The following is a 25057-nucleotide window of genomic DNA, read 5'->3' as shown; positions in this document are numbered from 1 at the left end:
CCCCTTGGCCGCTTTGCGCACGGCTCAAATGACCGTACCCTTGGGTACGGTCACGCCCACAAAGCCAGACCGGCGTCATCGAAGAACACCAGCCGCGCCGGATCGAACACCAGCCCGGCGCGGTCCCCGGGGGCCAGGTCGGTGTCGCCGGTCACCCGCACGGTGATTGGCCCCGAGGGCCCGCAATCGAGCACGACAAAGCTGTCCGCGCCAAGATATTCGACCACGTCGACCATCCCGTCGCACTGCCCCTCTCCCGGTGCGGCGAGCGTCACATGCTCCGGCCTGATGCCGACCCGTACGGACCCGTCCGGCGCCCCGCTGCCGCCGCGCCCGGCCTCCAGCGACCAGTCCCCGCCCGAGGCGCTGCACGCCATGACATTCATCTTGGGCGAGCCGATGAACTGCGCAACGAACAGGTTCGCCGGCCGCTCGTACAGCGCGCGGGGCGAGCCGACCTGCGCGATCCGCCCGGCGTCCAGCACCACGATCCGGTCCGCCAGGGTCATCGCCTCGACCTGGTCGTGGGTGACGTAGATCATCGCCTTCTTCAGCCGCCGGTGCAGCTTGGCGATCTCATAGCGCATCTCGACCCTGAGCGCGGCGTCCAGGTTCGACAGCGGCTCGTCGAACAGGAATGCCGTCGGCTCGCGCACGATGGACCGCCCGATGGCGACGCGCTGCCGCTGCCCGCCGCTCAGATCCTTGGGGCGGCGCTCCAGCAGGGGCTCCAGCTTCAGCACTTCGGCGGCGGCGGCCACCTTGGCCTCGATCTCGGGTTTCGGCGCCCCGGCGGTCTTGAGCGAGAAGCCCATGTTTTCCCCGACCGTCATATGCGGGTAAAGCGCGTAGCTCTGGAACACCATGGTCAGCCCGCGCCCGCTGGGCGGCTGGTCGGTCACATCGCTGCCGTCGATCAGGATCTGCCCGCGGCTGGTGTCTTCCAGCCCGCCGATCATCCGCAGCAGGGTGGACTTGCCACAGCCCGAAGGCCCGACGAAGACGACAAATTCGCCGGCGCCGACCTCCAGGTCGATCCCCTTGATCACCTGCGCCGGCCCGAACCATTTCTCGACGCCCTTCAGCGTGATCGCACCCATCCGACTATCCTTTCACCGACCCGGCCGTCAGGCCGCGCGTCATGAACCGCTCCAGCCCCAGGAACAGCGCCATGATCGGCACCGTCGCGATCACCGCGCCCGCCATCAGGTGCTGGCGCGGGATCTCGCTGGAATTCAGCATCGCCACCCCCCGGGTGAGGGTGAATTTCGACGGATCGTCCAGCAGCATGAAGGCCAGCAGGAACTCGTTCCAAGCGATCATGAAGACATAGAGCGAGACCGAGGCCAGCGCCGGCAGCGACAGCGGCAGGGTGATCTTCCAGATCACCGCCAGCCGGCTCAGCCCGTCCATCAGCCCGGCCTCCTCCACCTCGCCCGGCAGGCCGCGGAAATAGCCCTGCAGCATGTAGAGCGCGACCGGGATCGTGGTCACCGGGTAGACGATGACGATGCCGAACAAAGTGTTGCGCAGCCCGGTCATGGAAAAGGCGATATAGATCGGCAGGGCCAGCACGATCATCGGCACCATGTAGATCAGCAGGATCGAACGCGAAAACGCCGCCCGCCCCCGGAACCTGAGCCGCGCGACCGCATAGGCGCCGGGCACGCTGAAGGCCAGCGTGATCAGCACCGTCAGCACCGAGACGTAGAACGAGGTCCAGAGATAGCTGCCGAACCGGAAATCGCGGAACAGCTCGACATAGGACCGGAACAGGTCCGTCCCCCGCGACAGGTCGACCGAGAAATCCAGCGGGTTCTGCAGCAACGCCTGCTGCGATTTCAGGCTGGTCATCACCATGACGAAGAAGGGGATCACCACGATGGCGGTGAAGAAGACATAGCCAAAGCCCACGAGGAACCGGATCACCGCCGCCTCGAACTGGTGCCGTGTCATCGCGCCGGGCGGGCAGCCGGCCATGATCACCGCCACCCCCGCGCCAAGTGCGCCGCCCGTGGCCAGCACCGCCACGGCCAACGAGGCCATCGCCACGCCCGGGCCGGGCAGCACCGGGCCGAACCCGGCCAGGCTCAGCGCCGCGACGACGATCACCCCGATTCCCACCCGGACCGGCCGGCTGACGCGCAGGGCGGGCCAGCCGATCGCGGCCCCCGCGACCAGCACGCCGATCAGCCCCGGGCGGAACCCGCTCCCGGTGACAAAGCTCATAGCAACTGCCACCGTCACCGCAACGGTCAGGCACCACAGGACCCCCAGCACCGGCCCGGCCACCATGCCATGCCGCATCCATCTCATGCGCGCCTCCCCCTTCCTCTGGCCGGAAATATCCCGGGGGGTGCGGGGGGCAGAGCCCCCCGCCGCGCGACGCCCGAACAGGGCGGCGCAACATGGCACTGCCCGGCGCTCACAACCCTTCCTCCCGGCTCATCACCCGGAAGAAGAAGACCGAAAACAGCACCAGGCAGGCGAAGATCACCACCGCCACGGCCGCCCCCGCCCCGATGTTGGACACGGCAAAGGCCTGCTCGTAGACATTCACCGTCAGCACCCGCGTGCCCGCATTGCCCCCGGTCAGCAGGAAGATGTCGTCGAACTTGTTGAAGGTCCAGATGAACCGCAGCAGGAACAGCACCGACAGGATCCCCAGCAGCTGCGGCACCGAAAGGTACCAGAACTTCTGGAAGGGCGAGGCGCCATCCATGTCCGCCGCCTCGTACATGTCGGTGTCGATCGACTGCATGCGCGCCAGGATGAACAGGAACGACAGGGGAAAGTACCGCCAGACCTCGAACAGCGTGACCATGATCAAGGCCAGCGGCTTCTGCCCGAAGAAGTTGATCGCCTCCTGCGTCACCCCCATCTGCAGCAGCAGCGCATTGGCCGAGCCCGAGAAGGGATCGAACAGCGTGACCCAGGTGAAGGCCACGGCGATCACCGGCGCCACATAGGGAAACAGGAACAGCCCGCGCAGGATGCCCTGCCCGCGGAACGACCGGTCCAGCAGCATCGCGGCGAACAGGCCCACCACCAGCGCGCCCACCGTGCCGAAGAAGGTGTAAAAGATCGTCACCCCGATCACGCCCCAGAACTCCGACCCGTCGAAGATGCGGGCGAAATTGGCCAGGGTGAATTCGCCGTTGGTCAGGATGTTCCTGGCCTCGCCCGTCACCACGGGCTCCGACCCCTCGGCCGCCGCTTCCAGCGCCTCGGCATCGCCCGTCAGGGTCACGGGGATCTCGGCCTCGGCCCGCGCGCCGCCCTCCAGATCGCCGAAATCGCAGCTTATCGCGTTCCCCTCGACCGTGCAGGGCCCGGTGATTTCGCCGCTCACGGCAATGCCATCCGGCAGCGTATCGCTCAGCGTGACACCCCGGATCGGCTCGTCGCGGGACGAATTGCGCAGCCGGTACTCGATCCGCAGGTCGCCCTCCGCCGCATCCCCGCGCAGCCGCTCGCGCACCACCGGCGCGGGCGGGCGCAGGTCGGCCAGGCCCACCGGCTTGAACGATATCCAGAAGATCGCCAGCAGCGGCACGATCACCACCAGCGACACTGCCAGAACCGTCGGCAGCAGCAGCTGCCAGGCCAACCGCGCCTCGCGCCGGGCGAGCGCGCCCCGCCCGCCGGGCGGTGTCGCGGCGGGCGGCGGCTGAACCGGGGCGGGTTCGGTGGCCGGATCGGGGGCCACGCTCATGCGCGGCCCCTGCCGTCGGGTCTCATCACTGAACCTTGGAGAGTTCGTCGTTCATCATGGCAACGGTCTCTTCGGCGCTGCGCGCGCCGTCGATATATTCCCGCACCAGACGGTTGATGATCTGCGTGTTCACCATCTTCGAGGCAAGCGCCAGCTGCCCTTCCTCGACCCCCCAGCGTTTCGCGACATCCAGCCCGCCCACGATTTCCGAGATCATCTCGGGCGCATAGAGGTCCGCCAGCGGGGCCTTGCGGTCGACACCCACGTCCAGCTTCGACCAGGCATCGGCAAATTTCTCGGGCTCCTCGGCGGTGCCGCGGCGGATCGGAAACTTGCCCTCGGGCGCGATCGACAGGGTGCTCATGTAGCCGTCGCCCATCGAGAACTTCACGAAATCCATCGCCTCGTCCAGCTCGGCATCGGCGGTGATCCCGAAGAGGTTCATCTCGGCCCATGCGGCGCCGTCGGGGTTCGAGGGCCCGGCAAAGTTGGTCACGATCCCGGTCTTCGACGCCAGTTCGCCGCTGGTCGGGTCGTCGGTGATCGTGGGCGGGGCGCTGTCGCGCAGCCCGGCCAGCTCGTCCAGGATGAAGGGCGACCAGATGATCATTGCCGCATCCCCGGCGAAATAAACCTCGCGCGACTGCTTCCAGAACAGATCGCCCGGAGGGCTCGCCTCGGCAATCTTCTTGTAGAACTCCAGCGCCTCGACCGTCTTTTTCTCGTCCAGCGGCTTGAACCCGTCCGGCCCGACCGGAGAGATACCATTGGCAAGGAAGACATGTTCCAGCACCTGGGACATGAAGTTGTCGTCGACCTTGGTCGCGGCGACGAATCCGTACATCTCGGGCGGGTTGCTCAGCTTGTCGATGGCGGCGACCACATTGGCATAGGTGGTCGGCGGCTCAAGCCCGGCCTCTTCGAACAGATCCTTGCGATAGAGGATCATCTGCGTCCAGCCATCCACCGGGACCGAGGCGACACCGCCGTCAAAGGCCGCCATCTCCAGCGCGCCGGGGGCAAAGGTGTCCTCGCCCAGCTCCTCGACCACCTCGGTCGCGGCCTCGCTGTCGAGGATCCCGGCCTCGGCCCAGGGCAGGGCGTATTGCAGCGTGTGGTAGATCACGTCGGGCAGGTCGCCGGCGGCATAGGCCGCGGTGGCGCGGGTGCCCAGCTCGCTTTCGGTCACCGGGATCACCTCGACCGAATTGCCGCTCATCTCTTCGAACTTCTTGGCCATCTCCTGCTGGCGGGCCAGCCGCTCGGGCTGTTCCTCGGTCGTCCAGAACCGCAGGTCGGCCGCCTGCACGGCCAGGGCCGAGGTGGTGAGGGCCAGGGCGGCTACAAGGGGTGTGCGGATATTGAAAAGGGTCATGTCATCCTCCCACGGGACACAGGTCGATTTCAGTTCGGCAAGCGGGATGACATCGCACTCCGGCAGCCCGGCGCGGGCGAGGTGTCGCGATCTCCTCCCTGCCGCCCCAGGGGCGACATCTGACCGGGCCCGCGAACGCGCCCGGTGGATCGGGCCGACCGGTCCGGCCTGGGCCCCGTGGGGTCAATCATGTCGCTCGACGGCGCGCTGTCAAGGAAGCTGTCACTGATCCGCGTCACCCCGGGCCGGGCGCGGCGACGGCCGTTCAGCCCGCCAGCCGGGCCCTGAGCGCGTCGCAATCCCCCGAGCTGACACCGATGCGCTGCATGTAGGAGGTCGCGCCGCCATAGGTCTGGTCCAGCCAGATCAGCGTCGCCTGCATCGTCTCGGGGCGCGAGGCCAGCACGCGTTCCGCCCGGTCGGGATCGGTGCCCCGGGCCAGCGCCTTTTGCCTGAGCACGTCGATCAGCCCGGCGCCATAGCTGGCCGTCATCGCGTAATCGGCGACAACCGCCTCGGCGCCGACACCGGCATGGCCCAGCAGAAGGGCGGCGATCACCCCGGTCCGGTCCTTGCCGGCGGTGCAATGGAACAGGGCCGTGCCCTCGCCCGCCTGTGCCAGCAGGCCCAGCGCCTCGGCCAGCGCGGGCTGGCAGCTGTCCATCGCGGCGCGATAGCGCAGGCCCATGTCGAACCCGTTGGGATGCGCCTCGGCCATCGCCTCGATCGTGGCAAGTCCGTCGTAAAGCGGGATGTGGTGATAGGCGATGTCGGAATGCCCGGCCAGCGGGTTCGGCCCGTCCGCCACCTCGGCATGGGAGCGCAGGTCGACGATGGTTCTCAGACCCGAGTCGAGCAGCGCGCGCAGCCCGTCGCTGTCCAGCCCGCGCAGGGCGTCGCCGCGCAGGAAGGCGCCGTAGCGGGTGCTGCCGCCACCGGCCAGCGGGTGGCCGCCCAGATCCCTGACGTTGTGAATGCCGCTGAGGGCGGGGGTCTTTGTGGTCGTGGTCACGTCTCTGTCCCGGTGCTGCTGTCCCGGCGGAACATTGGCTTTTATCGGTGGTCGAAACAACCGGCCTCAGTCGTTTTTTGCCCGGCCCACATTGCCGCGCGCCACCGCCACCGACTTGACCACCGCGTGGCAGGGCGTGCCCGGGACAAGGGCCAGCGCCTCGGCCGAGCGGCGGGTGAGGCGGGCCAGCAGCATCTCGTCCCCGGTGCGCAGCTGGATCATCACGCCGGGGCCCTCGCCGCTGTGCACGGCGGTGACCGTGGCGGGCAGGATGTTCAGCGCCGACAGCCCCTCGGGCCGGTTGCGCGACAGGATGATGTCCTGCGCCTCGATCCGGATGCGCAGCGCGGTGCCGGGATCCGCCGCCACATGCGGCAGGAACAGCGGGCCGCCCGACACGGCGACCTCGCTCAGCCCGTCGGGGTGATGCCGGGTCAGCCGCCCCGACAGCAGCGCCCCGGCGTCGCGCAGGCCGATCATCGGGGCCAGCTCGGGGTCGGCCAGCAGCTCGGCCGCCGGTCCGGCGCGCAGGACCCGCCCGCCCGACATCAGCACCAGCGTGGTGGCCAGGCGCGCGACCTCGTCCATCGCATGCGAGACATAGAGGATGGGGATCCGCGCCTCGTCGCGCAGCGCTTCGAGATAGGGCAGGATCTCTTCCTTCCGCGCGGCGTCGAGCGCGGCAAGCGGTTCGTCCATCAGCAGCGCCTCGGGGGCCGACAGCAGGGCGCGGCCGATGGCGACGCGCTGCTTCTCGCCGCCCGACAGGCGTTGCGGTTGCCGGTCCAGCAGATCCCCGATACCCAGCATCCCGACCACGCGGTCGAACTCTGCCGCCGGGGGGCGCCGCCCGGCGAACCGCCCGGGATAGGCCAGGTTGCCGCGCACCGAGAGATGCGGGAACAGCCGCCCCTCCTGAAAGACATAGCCGATGCGGCGGTGGTGCGGCGGCAGGTTCACGCCCCGCCCGCTGTCCAGCAGCACCCGGCCCTGCAGCACGATTCGCCCGGATTGCGGGCGAAGCAGCCCGGCCACCGCATTGGCCACCGTGGTCTTGCCCGCGCCGGAGCGTCCGAACAGGGCGGTCACCCCCTCGGGCGCGTCAAATGCCGCGTCGACGGTCACATTGCCAAAGCTGTGGCGTATCGCGACCGACAGGCTCATACCGCGCCGATCCGCCGGGCCACGGCCCGCGACAGGTATTCCGAGGCGACAAGCGCCAGCATCGCGATGGCGATCGAGATCAGCACCAGCCGCAGCGCCGCGGATTCACCCCCCGGCACCTGCAGGAAGGCATAGATCGCCGAGGGCAGGGTCTGCGTCTCGCCCGGGATGTTGGACACAAAGGTGATGGTGGCGCCGAATTCGCCCATGGCCTTGGCAAAGGACAGGATCGCCCCGGCCAGCACCCCGGGCAGGATCAGCGGCAGGGTCACCGTCAGGAACACCCGCAGGGGCGAGGCGCCAAGCGTGGCCGAGGCTTCCTCCAGTCGGCTGTCCACCGCCTCGACCGCCAGCCTGATGGCGCGCACCATCAGCGGAAAGCCCATGATCGCCGCCGCCAGCGCCGCGCCGGTCCAGCGAAAGGCCAGCACGATGCCGAAGGTATCCGCCAGAAAGGCCCCGGCCGGCCCGCGCCGGCCAAAGGTCAGCAGCAGCAGGTAGCCCGTGACAACCGGCGGCAGCACCAGCGGCAGATGCACCAGCACGTTGAGCAGCTGCCGCCCCGGGAAACGCCCGCGCGCCAGCGCCACGGCCACGGCGATGCCCGGCGGCAGCGACAGGAGCGTCGCCCAGAAGGCAACCCTCAGCGACAGGGCCACCGCCTGCCATTCCTCGGGGCCAAGCAAGCCGGTCATGTCACTCCAGTACGGTGAAGCCCTCGGCGGCGAAAATCTCGTCGGCGATGTCGCCGCGCAGCATCGTCATGAACTCCGTGGCCGTCGCGACATTGCCATCCGCGATGATCGCGGCGGGGTAGATGATCGGCGGATAGCTTTCGGCGGGGAAGGTGCCCACCACATGCACGCGCGGTTCGGCATTGGCATCGGTGGCATAGACCACGCCCAGCGGAGCCTCGCCCGTGGCGACCAGCGCCAGCGCGGCCCGGGCGTTGTCGGCCTGGGCCACCTGTTCGGCCACGCTGTCCCACAGGCCCAGCCCGGTCAGCGCCGCCTTGCCGTAGATGCCCGCCGGAACCGCATCGACCAGGGCCATCGCCAGCTTGCCGCCATCCAGCATGCCCGCAAGGTTCAGCCCCTGGGTGATCGGGATCGGCGTGCCCTCGGCCCCCGGCGCGATCAGCACCAGCGAACTGGACAGGATGTCGACCCGCGTGCCCTGCTTGACCAGCCCAAGTGCCGCGACATGATCCATCCAGCCCACATTGGCCGAAATGAAGATGTCCGCCGGCGCGCCCTCGGCGATCTGCCGGGCCAGGGCCGAGCTGCCGGCATAGGATACGGCGGCGTCCAGTCCGGTCGTGCTTTCCCATTCCTCGACCACCGAATCGAGCGCGGTGCGCAGGCTGGCGGCGGCAAAGATCGTCAGATCCGCAGCCTGCACCGGCCCTGCCAGGGTCAGCAGGCCGGCGACGATCCACCCGGATATGCCCCGGGCGGAAGGGAAAACACTGTGAAACATGAATACCTCGATGTGGCCGACGCGGCGGTCAGTACGCGACAGGACAGTTCAACCGGGACGGACGAAATGCAAGCCCGCAAACGCCCGATTCCGCGCCATTTCACCGCTCCTGTCCCCCGGCCCGGCCCCGCCGGATGGCGCCCGGGCGGGCGGATCGCCGCCGGGACGCCCGCTTTTTGGGCGATTTCCGGCATGAACCGGGGGGCACATGCAGAAAACCCTCACACCCCGGGCCGGGGCCGTGCTTGGCTGAGGGGGCAGGGCACTTAGGGTTCCGCCCGGCCGGTCACGGTCGGGGTCAGGTCCGAGAAGTTGCCACCGGCGCGGCAAATTCCGCGCGGGCACACGGCGGGCCAAAATCCCGGGAGAATACTGCGTCGGTCCGTCCGCGCCCATTCTCTTTCAGTTCCGCCAGCGGACCGGCGACCATCATGCGGCGGGACGTGACGGGGAGAAAAGACATGATCAGGACTATCCTTGCCACCTCTGCGGCTGCACTGGCGCTTTCGGCGTCGATGGCGGCGGCCGAGGCCAAGACGGAATTCAAGCTGGCGTGGTCGATCTATGCCGGCTGGATGCCCTGGGGCTATCTCGAAACCTCGGGCATCATGGACAAATGGGCCGAGAAATACGGCATCGACGTCGAGATCGTGCAGATCAACGACTATATCGAGTCGATCAACCAGTACACGGCGGGCGCCTTTGACGGCGTGTCGGCCACCAATATGGACGCCCTGTCGATCCCGGCGGGCGGCGGCGTGGACAGCACCGCGCTGATCGTGGGCGACTATTCCAACGGCAATGACGCGATCATCCTCAAGGGCGACGGCGGCCTGGCCGACCTGGCGGGCAAGCCGGTGAACCTGGTGGAGCTTTCGGTCTCGCACTACCTGCTCGCGCGCGCGCTGGAACAGGTCGGGCTGGGCGAGGCGGACCTGGGCGGCGTGATCAACACCTCCGACGCGGATATGGTCGCGGCCTTCGGCACCGACGATGTCGAGGCGGTGGTGACCTGGAACCCGCTGGTCGAGACGATCCTTGAGATGCCGGATGCCAACAAGGTCTACGACAGCGCGGACATCCCGGGCGAGATCATCGACATCATGTTCGTGAACACCCAGACGCTGGCCGACAACCCCGATTTCGGCAAGGCCGTGACCGGCGCCTGGTACGAGCTGATGGCGCTGATGTCCTCGGACACGCCCGAGGGCGACGCCGCCCTGACCGAGATGGCCGAGGCCGCGGGCACCGACCTGGAGGGCTACAAGCGCCAGCTGGAGGCGACGGCGATGTTCTACGATCCCGCCGAGGCGGTGGCCTTTGCCGAGAACCCCGCGCTGAAAGAGACGATGGTGTCCGTCGCGAACTTCCTCTTCGACAAGGGCATCCTGGGCGAGGGCGCGCCCTCGGCCGATTTCGTCGGGGTCGAATATCCCGATGGCGGGACCACGGGCGACGCGGGCAATGTGCAGTTCCGCTACGACACGACCTATGCGCAGATGGCGGCGGACGGCGCTCTCTGAGCGGCTGCCATGCGGCCTGATCCGGCATATCGCGCGACCGGCGGCGCGGCGGGGGCTTCTGCCCGCTGCACCGTGCCGCGGCAGCGGCGGACCGGGGTTCCGGGCCGGCCGGCCGCCCTGTTGCGCGCCGGGGCCGGGGGCTGTCGCGCCGCGCCACGGTACGGGCTGGGGGGATATGCATGCGCCTGATCAACCGCCGCCCGGGCCGCCCGCTGGCCATCGCTCTGGCGATGCTGCCCTTTGCCGCCGTGCTGCTGGCCTATGTCATCGGGTCCGAGATGCGCCTGGCAGTGAACCCGCAGGACAAGCTGCTGCCCGCGCCCTCGACCATCCTCGACACCGCGATCCGGCTGATCAGCCAGGGCGACCGGCGGACCGGGCGCATCCTCTTCTGGCACGACACCTGGGACAGCCTGCGGCGGCTGGGTCTGGGCGTCGGCATCGCGGCGCTGTCGGCGCTGGTCTTCGGCATGGCCATCGGCATGCTGCCCCATATCCGCAAGGCGCTGAGCGGGTTTGTCGCCGTGGTCTCGATGGTGCCGCCGCTGGCGGTGCTGCCGATCCTCTTCATCATCTTCGGGCTGGGCGAGATGTCCAAGATCGTGCTGATCGTGGTGGGCATCGCCCCTGTGATGATCCGCGACCTGTCGGCCCGCACGCTGGAAATTCCGCGCGAAATGATCGTGAAGGCGGAAACGCTGGGCGCCTCGACCTGGGTGATCGCAACGCGGGTGGTGCTGCCGCAGGTGATGCCCCGGCTGATCCAGGCGATCCGTCTGGGGCTGGGCCCCGCCTGGCTGTTCCTGATCGCGGCCGAGGCCATCGCCGCCGAGGGCGGGCTGGGTTACCGCATCTTCCTGGTGCGCCGGTATCTGGCGATGGACGTGATCCTGACCTACGTGATCTGGATCACGCTGCTGGCCTTCCTGATGGACTGGGGGCTGAGGGCGCTGTCGCGCCGGGCGTTCCCCTGGACGGGGGCGGGGTTGTGATGCGTGCCAGCCTGACGTGTCACCGCGCCGACGCCTCGGCCAAGGCGGCAGGGGCCGCGCCCGACCGTGGAAGGGCATTTGGTCCGCTTGTGTTGGGCGGTTCACTCAACAGCAGCATTGACGGTCTTGCGGCGCAGGACATCGCCAGGCGCCCGCCCGGGGGGAGGGCCCGTCTGGGAAACGCTCCGGTGGAGCGGTTCAGGGCCGAACGCGCGCCAGCGCCGGACGGGCGCCGCCCGGCGTGCCGCGGGGCGAAAGGGCGGTTCCTGTGTGCCGACGGCCCTGCGCCGTCGCGTGATGCCGGGGCGTTGTGGCGTACTGGCCTTGCGAAGCATTCGGCGCTGCACAGACCAGACCGCCCCGCCTTGCCGCTTGCGGGGACAAGCGGGCCCGCCGTCCGACACGTCAGCCGCGCCCCGCGCCACCCCGACCCGGAACCCGCAGCATGAGCTTTGTCGAGGTCCGCAACATCTTTCAGTCCTACGGCCCCCGCCCGATCATCGAGCGGGTCAACGTGGATGTGGCCGAGGGCGAGTTCATCTCGATTGTCGGCGCCTCGGGCTGCGGGAAGTCGACCTTCCTGCGCCTGCTGCTGGCCGAGGAGCAGCCGACCCGGGGCACCATCCGCATCGACGGCAATCCGCCCGCCCGCGAGCCCGGGCGCGAGCGCGGCGTGGTGTTCCAGCGCTATTCCGTCTTTCCGCACATGACCGTGCGCGACAATATCGTAGCGGGCGAAAGCTTTGCCCGCCGCTGGGGCCGGTTCGCGGGGGCCGAACGCCGCGCCGCCCTGCAGCGCGCCGACGAGACGCTGCACAGGATCGGCCTTGCCCATGTGGCCGGCGCCTATCCGGCGACGCTGTCGGGCGGTATGCAGCAGCGGCTTGCCATCGGGCAGGCGCTGCAGGCCAAGCCGCGGATCCTGCTGCTGGACGAACCCTTTGGCGCGCTCGATCCGGGGACGCGATTGCAGATGCACGACTTCCTGACCGAGCTGCGCGCCGAAACCGGGATGACCGTCTTCATGGTCACCCACGATCTGGCCGAGGGCTTCAAACTGGGCGACCGGGTGCTGGTCTTTGACAAGACCCGCTGGGATCCGGACGCGCCCGAGGCCTATGGTGCCACGATCACCTACGATTTCGACGCCCGGAACGGCGGCTATCCCTACCAGAAGACCGAGGAGCTTTCCGCATGAGACGCACCGAGCGCAGCCGCGCCCATACCCCCGCCCTGATGGGCCGCGACGAGCGGCGCCATCACCATCCCGACCTGACCAAGCTGGGCGGCTGGCGGGCGATGCAGGCCGAAAAGGACATCCCCGGCGACCGCTGGGAAGAGGAACGCAAATGGGCGCTCCGCATGGGCCTGACCGGCGCGGACAGCATCGAGGACAAATCGATCCCCACCTTCGCCCGGGGCGAGCTGCCGCATTACGCGGGCATCAACACCTTCCTCAAGGCACCCTATGCCGAGGACGTCACCGAGGTGCAGCATTACGACGCGACCGTGCTGGGCATCCCCTTCGACGGCGGCACGACCTACCGCCCCGGCACGCGGTTCGGCCCGCAGGGTGTGCGCAAGATCAGCGCGCTCTATACGCCCTACAATTATGAAATCGGGGTCGATCTGCGCGAGCAGATGACGCTCTGCGATGCGGGCGACGTCTTCACGATCCCGGCGAACCTGGAAAAGTCCTTTGACCAGATCAGCCGCGCGGTGAGCCATGTGTTCAGCTCGGGCTCGCTGCCGATCATGATCGGGGGCGACCATTCCATCGGCTTCCCCTGCGTGCGGGGGATCGCGGAATGCACCTCGAAGAAGATCGGGATCGTGCATTTCGACCGTCACGCCGACATCCAGGAAAAGGACCTGGACGAGCGGATGCACACCACCCCGTGGTTCCATGCCACCAACATGCCCAACGTGCCGGCCAAGAACCTGGTGCAGGTGGGCATCGGCGGCTGGCAGGTCCCGCGCGAGGCGGTGAAGGTCGCGCGCGAGCGGCAGACCAATATCATCACCATGTCGGACATGGAGAAGATGGGCGTCGACAAGACCGCCGAGATGGCGCTGGAAATGGCCTGGGACGGGGTCGACATGGTCTATATGTCCTTTGACATAGACTCGATCGACTGCGGCTTCGTGCCCGGCACCGGCTGGCCCGAACCTGGCGGGTTCCTCCCGCGCGAGGCGCTGGCGCTGGCGTCCAAGGTCGCGGCGCAGGGCATCTGCGGGATGGAGCTGGTCGAGGTCTCGCCGCCCTACGACACGTCGGACATCACCGCGCTGTTGGGCACCCGGGTGATCGTGGATGTGCTGGGGGCGATGGTGTCGAACGGGACGCTGGGCAAGCACAAGCAGCATATCGACAAGCCGGTGAGCATCCCGCATGGCGAATTCGAGGGGAAACGCTGGTCGAATGCGAAGTAAGGGCGGGATCGGAGGGCCGGTTGGCGAGAGGCTGACCGGCGCGGCGGCCCGGCCCGGGTGCGGGCCGGCAAGCAGCCCGTCGGCCTGCCTGCCGCGCAACACTTCTGGCCCGGTAGTCCCCGGCCCTGGCTGCCGGATGGCGACGCCTTTCCCGTCCCGGGCATCCGCATTTCAACCCTTGGGCGCGGGGCGGCCAGTCCCGGGCCGCGCCTTCCCCTCCGCGCGGAAGGGCGCTTTGGCGATGTCTTGCGCAGCAGGCCCGTCATCCGATGCTTCCACGACAAACCGCCCCGGCGCCGCCGTCTCGCCGCGCCCGCCCAGAGGGCGCGGCCCTCTGCGCCGGGAGGGCAGGGCGCGGTCCACGCAACCGACAGCCGGGATGCTGGGCAGCCAATGCGCCCGATCCCCTCTGTCCTGATCAAGGAACCACGACATGCCTCATGATCACCCGCATTCGCATTCCCACGACTACGGCCACCATCGCCACGACCACCACCCGCACGACCACAACCACCACCACGACGCCGATCACCTGCATTCGCACCTCCACCCCGAGGACGACGCGGCGGATCTGCAGGTCCTGACCACGCAATTCATCGACGGCTTCGTGCAGGCGGCGGACAAGTCGGCCTATCTGCGTCTCGCCGGAGTCCCGTTCGAGCGCCCCGGACAGGGCGGCAAGACCGCGCTGAAACTGGTGGATGTCGAGCTGAAGACCGAATGGCAGGTCGGCACCGCCTCGCCCTCCTTCGGCTCGCGCGAGCTGAGCTATCTGCCCTATCCCGGCAGCATGGTGCGCGAGCGGACCAACATGTCGCTGGTCTATGTCTCGATGGACGAGAAATCCCTGCTGGATGTCCGTGATTTTCTGCGCAGCCGCACCGAGACGCGCTGACTGCACCCTTTGGATGCAGTACCGCACACGCGCGGTCACCGCTGCGTGAGGATGTGCGGCCTGAGCAAGAGATATGGTGCAAATGGCGGGACCGATGCTATGCTCCCGCGGTCTTCACGCCCCCCGCGCGGGCATCTGAAAGGTGGCTCCTCCCATGTTCATCGCATGGCTCAAGTCCGGACTGCGACAGCTGATCGTGGCCGCGGTTGTCATCGCGGGAACCCTGGCGCTGTGGATCATGTATGTCCCCGCCGCCCAGCCCTGGCTGGAACAGGCGGGCATCTACGACATGCTGGGCATCGACCCCGCCCAGGCGGCCGAGGCCCCCGCCCAGGCCTCTGCCCGGCGCGGCGGCGGCGCGTCCCGGGTGATCGCGGCCGAGGTCGGCACCGGCACGCTGAACGACCGGATCACGGCCATCGGTGACGGGCGCGCGGTGCGCTCCGTCAGCGTCAAGGCCGAGGCCTCGGGCCGGATTGTCGAGATCGGCTTTGCCCCGGGCGAGCATGTCGAGGAAGGGTCGACCCTGTTCCGGCTGGACGACCGGGCCGAGGTCATCGCCCTGGACCGCGCCCGCCTGATGCTGAGCGACGCCCAGTCCTCGGCCGAACGGCTGGAGCGTCTGCGTTCCTCGGGCGCGGCTTCGGTTGTCGCGATGCACGAGGCCGAGCTGGAGCTGCGCACCGCCGAGCTGGCCGTACGCCAGGCCGAGTTCGACCTGGAGCGCCGCACCGTGGTGGCCCCGATCTCGGGCTGGATGGGCATCCTGGAATACGAGGTCGGCGACCGCACCGCGGCCCAGGACAACCTGGCCGTCATAGCTGACCGCAGCGAGATCCTGATCGATTTTCGCGTGCCCGAACGGGTGCTGCCCAAGCTGTCGCCCGGCATGCCCCTGACGGCCGAGCCGCTGGCGCTCGGCGGGGTGAAGATCAACGGCGAGGTCAGCGCCATCGACAACGTCATCGACCGCAACAGCCGCACCATCCGCGTGCTCGGCCGCCTCGCCAACGAGGGCGACCGCCTGCGCGACGGCATGGCGCTGTCGGTCTCGCTGGCCTTTCCGGGGGAGCAGTTCCCCTCGGTCGATCCGCTGGCGGTTCAGTGGTCCAGCGACGGGGCCTTCGTCTGGGTCGTGCGCGACGGCAAGGCGCAGCGCGTGGCGGTGCAGATCCGCCAGCGCAACGCGGCGGATGTGCTGGTGAGCGGCGACCTGAAGCCCGGCGACCGGGTGGTGATCGAGGGCGTGCAGACCCTGCGCCCCGGCGCCGATGTCGCGGTTGAGGGCGATGCGGCCGCGATGGGGGCCGCCACCCCCGCGCCGACGCAAAAGCTGTGACGCTGGGGGTGCGCCGGGCATGAGCTGGTTCCGCAAGCTGTTCGGCCCCGCGCCGAAACCCGAACCCGAGGTCACCCTGGAGGCCCCGGCCCATTCCCCCGCCCCCGAGGACGATCCGGTCCCGCCCCCCGAACGCCTGATCCTGTGGGATTTCGACGAGGCCCCCGCCCGCCCGCGCGCACCCGCCGAGGCCGCGCCCGACATCCGCACCGCGCCGGTGCCGGACCCCGAGGCGCCTGCCGTCGCCGCCACACGCCCCGAACCGGCAGGGGAAGAGCCCGCCGCAGCCGTCAGCGGCGGCACCGCCCTGTTCGTCAAGCGCCCGATCCTGGCGCTGGTCCTGTCGGCCCTGATCGTGATCGCGGGCCTCGCCGGGCTGGCGGGGGTCGAGATCCGCGAACTGCCCGATGTCGACCGGCCCGTGGTGACGGTGACGACCCGCTATGCCGGCGCCTCGCCCGAAACGGTGGACCAGGAACTGACCTCGCGCGTCGAGGGCGCGGTGGGCCGGGTGTCGGGCATCCGCACGATCTCGTCCAACTCGCGTTACGGGCGCAGCCGGGTGACCCTGGAATTCGGCGACGACGTCGATCTGGACGTCGCTGCCACCGACACGCGCGACGCGATGGCGCGGATCGCCAACAACCTGCCGGACGGGGCGGAGGTGCCGGAAATCGTCAAGGCCGATGCCAATGCTCAGCCGGTGCTGCGCCTGGCCGTCACCTCGGCCACCCGCTCGCCGCAAGAGCTGACGCGCATCGTGACCGACCGGGTCGAGGACCGCCTGATCTCGATCGAGGGGGTGGCCGACCTGCAGATCTATGGCGACCGCGAACCGATCTTTCGCGTCGATATCGACCAGCGCGAACTTGCCTCGCGCGGGCTGACGCTGGCCAACCTGCGCGCCGCGCTTGGCGACGTGGCCTATGACGTGCCGGCGGGGGACCTGTCTGGGGACCGCCAGTCGATCAACGTGCGCACCACCGCGCTGGTGGCAACCAGCGAGGCCTTCGAGGCGCTGGAGGTGGCCGACAACGTGGTGCTGGGCGACGTGGCCAAGGTGGAGCTTGGCCCCGCACCGAACGAGACGGTGCTGCGCGCCAACGGCCAGACCGGCATCGGCATCGGCGTGATCCGGCAGGCGACATCCAACACGCTGGAGATTTCCGAAAACGTGCACCGTGTGGTGGACGAGCTGTCCCAGACCCTGCCCGAGGACGTGGATATCTTCATCACCTCGGATGACGCGCAGTTCATCAACGGCTCGATCAGCGAGGTGATGCTGACGCTGATCCTGGCCGTCGCCATCGTGATCGCCATCATCTACGTCTTCCTGCGCGACATCCGCGCGACGCTGATCCCCGCGCTGACCATGCCGGTGGCCCTGATCGGCACCATCGCCGCGCTCTACCTTGTCGGCTTTTCGGTCAATATCCTGACGCTGCTGGCGCTGGTGCTGGCGACGGGCATGGTGGTCGACGATGCCATCGTGGTGCTGGAAAACATCGTCCGCCGCCGTGGCATGGGCGTGGGCCCCCGCGCCGCCGCCGTGCTGGGCACGCAAGAGGTGTTCTTTGCCGTCGTCACCACGACGGCGACGCTTGCGGCTGTGTTCATCCCGCTGTCCTTTCTGCCGGGGCAGGTGGGCGGGCTGTTCCGCGAATTCGGCTTTACCCTGGCCATCGCGGTCATGCTGTCCTCGGTCGTGGCGCTGACGCTCTGCCCGGTGCTGGCAAGCCGCCTGCTGACCCGCCCTATCGACCACAACCCACGCGGGCCGATGGTCTGGCTGGGCAACCGGCTGGGCGGGTTCTACGCCGCCACGCTGCGCTGGTCGCTGAACATGCCGCTGGTGATCCTGGTCATCGCCGTGCTCTTTGCCCTGACCGCTGTCATGATGTCGGGCGCCATCAAGCAGGAGCTGACCCCGCGCGAGGACCGCGCCGTCGCCCTGCTGTCGGTCACCGCGCCGCAGGGCGTGTCGCTGAACTACACCACCTCGAAGATGCAGGAGATCGAGGATACCCTCGGCCCGCTCAGGGACAGCGGCGAAATCGTGTCGGTCTTTTCGATCACCGGCTTCGGGTCGAATTCGCGCGGGTTCATGGTCATGTCGCTGGCCCCGTGGGACGAACGCACCCGCTCGCAGGACGAGATCGTCGGCGACATCAACCGCGGGCTGCGCAACGTGATCGGCGTGCGCGCCTTTGCCATCCAGCCGAATTCCCTGGGCATCCGGGGCGCCGGGCGGGGGCTGTCCTTTGCCATCACCGGCAACAATTACAGCCAGTTGGCCGATGTGGCCGACCGGCTGACCGCCGCCATGTCGCAGAACCCGGCCATGGGGCAGGTGCGGCTGGAATACGAAACCACGCTGCCACAGCTGTTCATCGAGATCGACCGCACCCGCGCCTCGGACCTGGGCATCGACATCACCGGGCTGGGCGAGGCGCTGCAGGCCGTGCTCGACGGGCGGTCGGTGGGCGAGGTCTTCATCGAGAATACCAGCTACGACATTCAGATGCTGTCGACCTCGACCCCGGTGAACGATCCCTCGGACCTGGAAAACGTCTTCATCCGGGCGGGCGACGGGCAGATGGTGCCGATGTCGACCTTCGTGCGGCTGACCGAACGCGCCGTCGCGCCCGAGCTGAACCGCGAAGGGCAGAACCGATCCGTCGAGATCACCGCCGGGCTGACGCCGGCCCTGTCGCTGGGCAGCGCGATGGACGAGGTCGAACGCCTGGGCGACGAGATCCTGTCGGAGGAGAACCGCATCGTCCCCCTGGCCGAGGCGGCCACGCTCGACCAGACTTCGGGCGGGATGCTGCTGACCTTCGGCTTTGCCATCGTGGTGGTCTTTCTCGTGCTTTCGGCGCAGTTCGAAAGCTTCATCTCGGCCATCGTGGTCATGTCGACCGTACCGCTGGGCCTGGCCTGCGCCGCCATCGCGCTGGTGCTGACGGGGCTGACGCTGAACGTCTATTCCCAGATCGGGCTGGTCATGCTGATCGGCATCATGGCCAAGAACGGGATCCTGATCGTGGAATTCGCCAATGCTCTGCGCGACCAGGGCCGGGATCTGCGCGATGCGATCTTCGAGGCATCCACCATCCGGCTGCGCCCGGTGATGATGACCATGACCTCGACCGTGCTGGGCGGCGTGCCGCTGATCCTGTCCTCGGGCGCGGGGGCCGAGGCGCGCGAGGCGCTTGGCTGGGTCATCGTCGGCGGGCTGGGGCTGGCCACGATTTCGACCCTGTACCTGACGCCGGTGGCCTATCTGCTGCTGGCCCGGTTCACCAAGCCCAAGGTCGAGGAAGAAAAACGCCTGGCGCGCGAGATGCAGGCCGCCACCGCCTAGCGGCGCAGGATCCGGTCCGTCAGGTTCAGCCGGTGCGCGATGATCGGCGCCATCGGCGCGCGCATGTCGGGTTCGCGTTTCAGCGCCTCTTCCAGCTCGTCCAGCCGGTTGGTGGCGACCAGCGCCAGCAGATCGGCGCGGGCCAGCCCCTCGGGCGTGCGCGGCAGATCGGCGACGGGCTGCACCAGGTCGGCGTTCGACTCGGGGATCAGCGCCCTGAGCTCGGCCTGCGACAGGGCGGTTTCGGCAAACACATAGACCCCGACCCCTTGCGAGGGCAGGGCGTAGGTGGTGACGAAATAGCCCGTCACCGCGCCGGACCCCTCGATGGCCGCCACGATGGGCGGGCCGTCGTATTCCAGACGGTCGCCGGTGCCCTCGCCATCCGACCAGTTCATCAGGCGCCGCGTGACGTAGTTGTAAAGCGGCTTGGCCGTGGCCATCCAGACGCGGGCGGGCAGGGCCTTGCGGTCCAGCATCCGCCGTTCCGACGGGGTCAGCAGGTGGGGCGCAAAGGCGCGCTTCTGCTTCAGCAGGTGGCGCAGATCCTCGCGCGCCATCACGCGGAACAGCTTGCCCCGCCGCCGGTGGACCGAGGCCAGCTGGAAATCGATCACCGCCGCCAGCCCCTCGGGCGTCATCAGCCAGTTCTGCGGCTTGGCGATGTCGTTGTGGGTCACGCCCCGATGCCGCAGCTCGCGCAGCAGGCGGCGGGCGTCGCGGTAGAAGGCGGGCGTGGCCGGGCGCGCCAGTTGCAGCGGCGTGCCCTCGGACCAGCTGCGCAGGATGCCCTGCCGGTCGGATCGCAACAGCTGCGGCGTGCCGGTGATGCCCTGCACCTCTCTCAGCGCGCGCACCTCGCGCCGGGCCAGAAAGCGGGCGATGGGGCGTGACCAGAGGGGCAGTTCGTCCAGCTTGCGCAGGGCCAGGCGGGTAGCGGGATCCCCGGCCAGATGCCCGGTCACCGTTTCCGAAAAGGCATCGCGTTTCAGCACCGTGACGGTCACGAAATCGCTGTCCTGGGATTGGCCTGTCACGGAGAGGATGCCTCGTCTGCTGGGTCGGGGCGGTGTATCCCGCAACCGCGCCCCGAGGCAATGCCGGATCAGATGCGCCGGCGATAGACCACCCGTCCAAGCCGTTCGGCCGGGTAGGCGAGGATGGCGACGAAATACACCACGAACAGGATCGCCGTGTAGACCGACATCGACCGGAAGAAGTTGAAATCGACCAGCGCCAGCGGGTCCAGCAGGCTGGCCGCCACGACACCGAAGCCGGTGGAGGCGCCGAGGACCGAGAAATAGAGCATGCCGTCGGGATCGGGATTGTCCGGCGCCATCACGGCGAACAGGCAGTAGCTGGCCATCAGCATCCCGATCGAGGTCGCCGGCGACATCATGTCGAGCGGCCCGATCCAGGGCATCAGCACCCGGTCCAGCCCGGCCGGGTCACGCACGATGAAGGTGGCCAGGTTCGCAACCGCGATGGCGACGACGACATAGCCGATGCGATAGGCCAGCTTGGCCCGCGACGGCTCGCAGGACCAGGCAAGCCCAAGCCCGAAGCCGAGGAGGATGAAGCACAGGGCGGTGCTGGGAACCATGCGGAACCCGGGCGCAAGACCCAGCAGGATGTCCAGGTTCAAAAGCCAGCCCCCGACCATCACCACGATGCCCCAGGCCGCGCAGACCCACGCAAGCACAAGCGAGAGCGCAGCCCATTCTTCCCGGTCGGACCTCGCCGCCAAATCCACTCTCCGACTGTCAGAATCACCCCTGTCCGCTTCCGGACAAGATCAGGCTAAGCGAGCCGGGGCGGATTGTCCCGGTGAAAAATGTTCCGCCTTCCATGAGCATGAGGACGGATCGGAGGAAACTGATTGTCGAAATCAACTATCCCGGAGTGTTTTTCCCAAGCTGCCCGAAACGTGCAACGCCGGGTGTGCAAAAGTGCGGATTGAAAATGTGGCAAGATTTCTGGGGTGTATTCAATCGTTTAGTGGGGCATTTTCCGATAGTACCTTTTGCAACCAGAGCGGAACCTCAATTCGCAAAATGCTGGTCACATTTGGAACACAATGTCCGACAAATGTTAGGATGTGGGTCGGGAAACGTGGGCACGAATGGACCTGCACACCTAGATATAGCGGCAAGTTTGCCGTGGTTACGAGTTGTTGTGTTTCTTGGGTAATGATTTGTTAACAGTGTCAATCTGGTGTGCGCATCCGTTGGTTGTCCCGGAATACCACATCACCTCTGCGTGCAGGGCTTATGCGCCGCATTCGGTTCGCCGATGAAGTCGAAGCGGCAATGTGCACGGTTGTTTGGTGAAGAGTAAGAGGTGGCCTTGCCGACCCGGACGGTCGCCCGCACCTCAGGGTGTGGGCGCCGTCCTGTCTTTCCCTTCGGGCAAATCCGGCATCACGACATGACAAAGGGCAGCCGCTGGCTGCCCCCTGTGGCGTTCGGAATCGTTGCGGGGCCGGAGTGGCCCCGGGGCGCTTACTCGGCCGCCCAGCCCGAAACGGCCTTGACCTCCATGAAGTCTTCCAGACCCCAGACACCGCCTTCGCGGCCGTTGCCCGATGCCTTCATGCCGCCGAAGGGCGCGCCCGGCCCGCGCGGCTGGCCGTTCATCTCGACCATGCCCGACCGCAGCGAAGTCGCCATGCGCTGTGCCTTGGCCGAGTCCTGCGTCTGGACATAGTTGGTCAGGCCATAGGGCGTGTCATTGGCGATCTCGACAGCCTCTTCCTCGGTGTCGAAGGGAATGATCGACAGGACCGGGCCAAAGATCTCTTCGCGCGCGATGGTCATCTGGTTGGTCACGTCGGCAAAGACCGTCGGCTTGACGAAAAAGCCGCGGTTCAGCCCGTCGGGCCGCCCGGTGCCGCCGGCGACAAGGCGCGCGCCCTCGTCGATGCCCTTCTGGATCAGGTCCTGGATCTTGTTGAACTGGGTCTCGTTCACCACCGGCCCGATGTGGCGGCCGCTGTCATGGGCCGACCCGACGCTGACCATGCCGGCAACCTCGGCCGCGGTTTCCACCGCCTTGTCATAGGCCCCGCGCTGCACCAGCATCCGGCTGGGCGCGTTGCAGGACTGGCCCGAGTTGTTCATCATGTGCAGCACGCCGCGCTTGACGGCGGCATCGTCGGCATCCTCGAAGATCACGTTGGCGCCCTTGCCACCCAGTTCCAGGTGCACGCGCTTCAGGCTTTCGGCGGCAGCTTTCGAGATCGCGATGCCGGCCCGGGTCGAGCCGGTGAAGCTGACCATGTCGACATCTTTATGCGTGGTCAGCATGGTGCCCACGCCCGCGCCATCGCCGTTCACCAGGTTGAACACACCCTTGGGGAATCCGGCCTGGTCGATCATCTCGGCAAAGAGCAGACCGTTCAGCGGGCTTTCCTCGGAAGGTTTCAGAACCATGGTGCAGCCTGCGATCAGGGCCGCGATGACCTTGAGCGTGACCTGGTTCATCGGCCAGTTCCACGGCGTGATCAGGGCGCAGACGCCGATCGGCTCGTAGATGATCCGCGTGTCGGGCGATTTCTCGCTGAGCGGACGGTTGAACTGGAATTCCTTGGCCGCGCGGATGAAATTCTTGGTGTGGCCCATCCCGGCGCCGACCTGCTGGGTCTTGGCCATGTCGATGGGGGCGCCCATCTCGGTCGAAATCGCTTCGGCCATTTCCGCGCCGCGGGCGGTGTAGATTTCCAGGAACTTCTCGACCAGCGCGATGCGCTCTTCTGCCGGGGTCGCCATCCAGGCCGGGAAGGCCTTCTTGGCGGCGGCAACGGCAGCGTCCACGTCACCCTGGCCGCCCAGCGAAATCACCGCGCAGGGCTCTTCGGTCGACGGGTCGATGACATTGTGGTCGCGGCCATCCTTCGGCGCGACCCAGGCGCCATCGATATAGAACTGGCGTTTCTCGATCATGGTATTCTCCCTTTTCCATCCGCAGATTTCCGCAATGCGAGCGGACCTTCCGCGAGTCTGGCGACACTGTGTCACTCCGCCCATGCCTGTGCAAGCGGCGGGGGGGTGCAAAGCCGCCTTGTGCCGTCTATCTAGGGTGGCGAGGAACGCGGAACCATACGGAGGACTCACATGGCACTGCGCATCAACGACACCGTCCCGAACTTTACCGCCGAGACCGACCAGGGCGAAATCAAGTTCCATGATTTCATTGGCGACAACTGGGCGATCATGTTTTCGCACCCCAAGGATTTCACCCCGGTCTGCACCACCGAATTCGGCGCCGTGGCCCAGCTGGCCGACGAATGGGCCAAGCGCGGGACCAAGGTCATCGGCATCTCGGTCGACAGCGCCGAGGATCACGTGAAATGGAAGGGTGACATCGAAAGCTTTGCCGGCGCCAAGGCCGGGTTCCCGATCATCGCGGACAAGAACCTGGAAGTGGCCAAGCTGTTCGACATGCTGCCGTCGGAGGCCTATCTGCCCGACAACCCGACCCCCAACGACAGCGCCACGGTGCGTTCCGTGTTCATCGTCGGGCCGGACAAGAAGCTGAAGCTGATGATGACCTACCCGATGACCATCGGCCGGAATTTCGGCGAGGTGCTGCGCGCGCTGGACGCGCTGCAGGCGACCTATGAGAAACCGATTGCCGCCCCGGCCAACTGGGTGCCGGGCGACGACGTGATCGTGGCCCTGTCGCTGGACGATGCGGCAGCCGAAGCGAAATACGGCAAGCTGGACAAGAAGCTGCCCTACCTGCGCTTCGCCAAGGCCCCGGCCTGAGAACGGTTCCGGGCCCGTTCCGGCATACGGGACGGGCCTGCCCCGGCAGCGGCCATTTGTCGATTGCCTGAATGTTGCGGATGCGAATAACGTCCGCCCGAACACAATAGACGGCAGTTGGACATGCTTCATTTTACCCGCAAAGAAAAGATTCAGACCATCGCGACGTATATCGACGCCGAGTCGAAGCGCGGCCTGGAGCTCGGGCCCCACGTCGACCCCATGTTCCGCAAGAGCGAGGGGAAACAGGTCAAATACGTCGAAAGCCGTGGCACCGGCGCCCTCAGGAAGCTGATGGAACAGCAGGGCCGCAATCCCGACCTGGTGGAAGAGATCGACTTCATCCTCGACCGGACCAAGACGCTGGCCGAGCTGACAGAGGGGGAGCGGTTCGACTGGGCCGCCTCGTCCCATGTGGTCGAACACATCCCCAATCTGATCGGCCACCTGCGCGAGGTCGGCGAGGTGCTGGTGGATGACGGGCTTTACGCGATGGTGATCCCCGACAAGAACTTCTGCTTCGACTGCCTGAAGCAGACCACGCTGCTTGGCGCCTTTGTCGAGGCCTATATCGAGCAGCGCGACAAGGGGTCGATCCAGGCCTTTGTCGACGAGATGCGCTACGGCGTGCGCCCCGACGGGGTGAAGATCGGCGGCTGGACGGCCGAGCAGGCCGACCGGCGGCTGGTCGCCAAGCGCAAGGACTGGATCGCCGATGTGAAGGCCCTGCTGGACAACGGGGGCGAAACCGCGCGGGATGCCTTTGTCCACCAGTCGCATTTCGACCCGCCGGTGTTCGCGGAGCTGATCGGCGACTTCATCGACCTCGGGTTGATCCAGTTCGAGATGATCATGCTGCAGCCCACCTACAACATGGACTTCATCTGCATCCTCAAGAAATCGGCCAATCCCGGAAGCGAAAGCGCGCGCGGCCTCGCACGCGATATCCAGACAAGCTACATCCCGCCGACCTACGACCGGAACGACATCTGAACCCCGG

At 67.6% G+C, this 25057-nt stretch carries 20 protein-coding genes and 1 riboswitch; of the genes, 9 read left to right on the top strand and 11 right to left on the bottom strand.

Annotation, left to right across the window (positions count from 1 at the left end):
* Positions 1-50 precede the first annotated feature (50 nt).
* The 8 genes from GLS40_RS01985 to modA form a co-directional block, all read right to left on the bottom strand.
* Positions 51-1100: an ABC transporter ATP-binding protein gene (locus GLS40_RS01985; protein WP_160380921.1), complete on the bottom strand. Its 1050-nt coding sequence runs from the start codon at positions 1098-1100 to the stop codon at positions 51-53.
* Between the two features lie 4 nt (positions 1101-1104).
* Positions 1105-2316: a carbohydrate ABC transporter permease gene (locus GLS40_RS01980; RefSeq protein WP_160380920.1), complete on the bottom strand. Its 1212-nt coding sequence runs from the start codon at positions 2314-2316 to the stop codon at positions 1105-1107.
* A 109-nt stretch (positions 2317-2425) separates the two neighbouring features.
* Complete coding sequence (locus GLS40_RS01975; RefSeq protein ID WP_160380919.1) at positions 2426-3715, bottom strand: carbohydrate ABC transporter permease; 1290 nt, start codon at positions 3713-3715, stop codon at positions 2426-2428.
* Positions 3716-3740: 25 nt separating this feature from the next.
* Positions 3741-5090: an ABC transporter substrate-binding protein gene (locus GLS40_RS01970; protein ID WP_160380918.1), complete on the bottom strand. Its 1350-nt coding sequence runs from the start codon at positions 5088-5090 to the stop codon at positions 3741-3743.
* Positions 5091-5355: 265 nt separating this feature from the next.
* The gene (locus tag GLS40_RS01965; protein ID WP_160380917.1) at positions 5356-6102 is read right to left on the bottom strand and encodes a tyrosine-protein phosphatase; all 747 of its coding nucleotides are present in this window, start codon (positions 6100-6102) and stop codon (positions 5356-5358) included.
* A gap of 66 nt (positions 6103-6168) precedes the next feature.
* Entirely contained in the window at positions 6169-7266 is a 1098-nt protein-coding gene (gene modC, locus GLS40_RS01960; protein WP_160380916.1) for a molybdenum ABC transporter ATP-binding protein, read from the bottom strand.
* Positions 7263-7961: a molybdate ABC transporter permease subunit gene (modB, locus tag GLS40_RS01955; protein ID WP_160380915.1), complete on the bottom strand. Its 699-nt coding sequence runs from the start codon at positions 7959-7961 to the stop codon at positions 7263-7265. The genes modC and modB overlap by 4 nt, the downstream gene beginning before the upstream one ends.
* A 1-nt stretch (position 7962) precedes the next feature.
* The gene (gene modA, locus GLS40_RS01950) at positions 7963-8745 is read right to left on the bottom strand and encodes a molybdate ABC transporter substrate-binding protein (protein WP_160380914.1); all 783 of its coding nucleotides are present in this window, start codon (positions 8743-8745) and stop codon (positions 7963-7965) included.
* 255 nt (positions 8746-9000) lie between these two features.
* Positions 9001-9115: riboswitch (guanidine-I (ykkC/yxkD leader) on the top strand.
* A gap of 91 nt (positions 9116-9206) precedes the next feature.
* Here modA and GLS40_RS01945 point away from each other — a divergent pair.
* The 7 genes from GLS40_RS01945 (at position 9207) to GLS40_RS01915 (ending at position 19291) form a co-directional block, all read left to right on the top strand.
* Positions 9207-10268 (top strand): putative urea ABC transporter substrate-binding protein, encoded by a 1062-nt coding sequence (locus GLS40_RS01945; protein WP_160380913.1) that lies wholly within the window; start codon positions 9207-9209, stop codon positions 10266-10268.
* A gap of 179 nt (positions 10269-10447) precedes the next feature.
* Positions 10448-11260: an ABC transporter permease gene (locus GLS40_RS01940; protein ID WP_160380912.1), complete on the top strand. Its 813-nt coding sequence runs from the start codon at positions 10448-10450 to the stop codon at positions 11258-11260.
* A gap of 445 nt (positions 11261-11705) precedes the next feature.
* Positions 11706-12458, top strand: coding sequence for an ATP-binding cassette domain-containing protein (locus GLS40_RS01935; protein ID WP_160380911.1), 753 nt, complete (start codon positions 11706-11708; stop codon positions 12456-12458).
* Positions 12455-13693 (top strand): agmatinase family protein, encoded by a 1239-nt coding sequence (locus tag GLS40_RS01930; RefSeq protein ID WP_160380910.1) that lies wholly within the window; start codon positions 12455-12457, stop codon positions 13691-13693. The genes GLS40_RS01935 and GLS40_RS01930 overlap by 4 nt, the downstream gene beginning before the upstream one ends.
* Positions 13694-14126: 433 nt before the next feature.
* Positions 14127-14588 (top strand): hypothetical protein, encoded by a 462-nt coding sequence (locus GLS40_RS01925; protein WP_160380909.1) that lies wholly within the window; start codon positions 14127-14129, stop codon positions 14586-14588.
* Positions 14589-14742: 154 nt separating this feature from the next.
* A complete protein-coding gene (locus tag GLS40_RS01920) occupies positions 14743-15927 on the top strand; it encodes an efflux RND transporter periplasmic adaptor subunit (RefSeq protein ID WP_160380908.1) in 1185 nt (394 codons plus the stop codon).
* 19 nt (positions 15928-15946) lie between these two features.
* Positions 15947-19291, top strand: a complete 3345-nt coding sequence (locus tag GLS40_RS01915; protein ID WP_235905738.1) for an efflux RND transporter permease subunit — start codon at positions 15947-15949, stop codon at positions 19289-19291.
* Here the strand turns inward: GLS40_RS01915 and GLS40_RS01910 are convergent.
* From GLS40_RS01910 to GLS40_RS01900, 3 genes are all read right to left on the bottom strand, one after another.
* Complete coding sequence (locus GLS40_RS01910; RefSeq protein WP_328598863.1) at positions 19288-20328, bottom strand: phosphotransferase; 1041 nt, start codon at positions 20326-20328, stop codon at positions 19288-19290. The two genes, GLS40_RS01915 and GLS40_RS01910, sit on opposite strands and share 4 nt — an antisense overlap.
* Positions 20329-20396: 68 nt before the next feature.
* On the bottom strand, positions 20397-21038 hold the full coding sequence (locus tag GLS40_RS01905) for a hypothetical protein (RefSeq protein ID WP_160380907.1): 642 nt from the start codon (positions 21036-21038) through the stop codon (positions 20397-20399).
* Between the two features lie 754 nt (positions 21039-21792).
* Entirely contained in the window at positions 21793-23232 is a 1440-nt protein-coding gene (locus GLS40_RS01900) for an aldehyde dehydrogenase family protein (protein ID WP_160380906.1), read from the bottom strand.
* Between the two features lie 171 nt (positions 23233-23403).
* Here GLS40_RS01900 and GLS40_RS01895 point away from each other — a divergent pair, with 171 nt between their 5' ends.
* On the top strand, positions 23404-24057 hold the full coding sequence (locus GLS40_RS01895) for a peroxiredoxin (protein WP_160380905.1): 654 nt from the start codon (positions 23404-23406) through the stop codon (positions 24055-24057).
* 123 nt (positions 24058-24180) lie between these two features.
* Positions 24181-25050, top strand: a complete 870-nt coding sequence (locus tag GLS40_RS01890; RefSeq protein WP_160380904.1) for a methyltransferase domain-containing protein — start codon at positions 24181-24183, stop codon at positions 25048-25050.
* Positions 25051-25057 lie beyond the last annotated feature (7 nt).

The sequence above is a fragment of the Pseudooceanicola pacificus genome (assembly GCF_009789075.1).
Classification (GTDB): Bacteria; Pseudomonadota; Alphaproteobacteria; order Rhodobacterales; family Rhodobacteraceae; genus Pseudooceanicola; species Pseudooceanicola pacificus.
The sequence above is the reverse complement of the archived record's forward strand: the minus strand, read 5'-3'. Positions and strand labels throughout refer to the sequence as shown.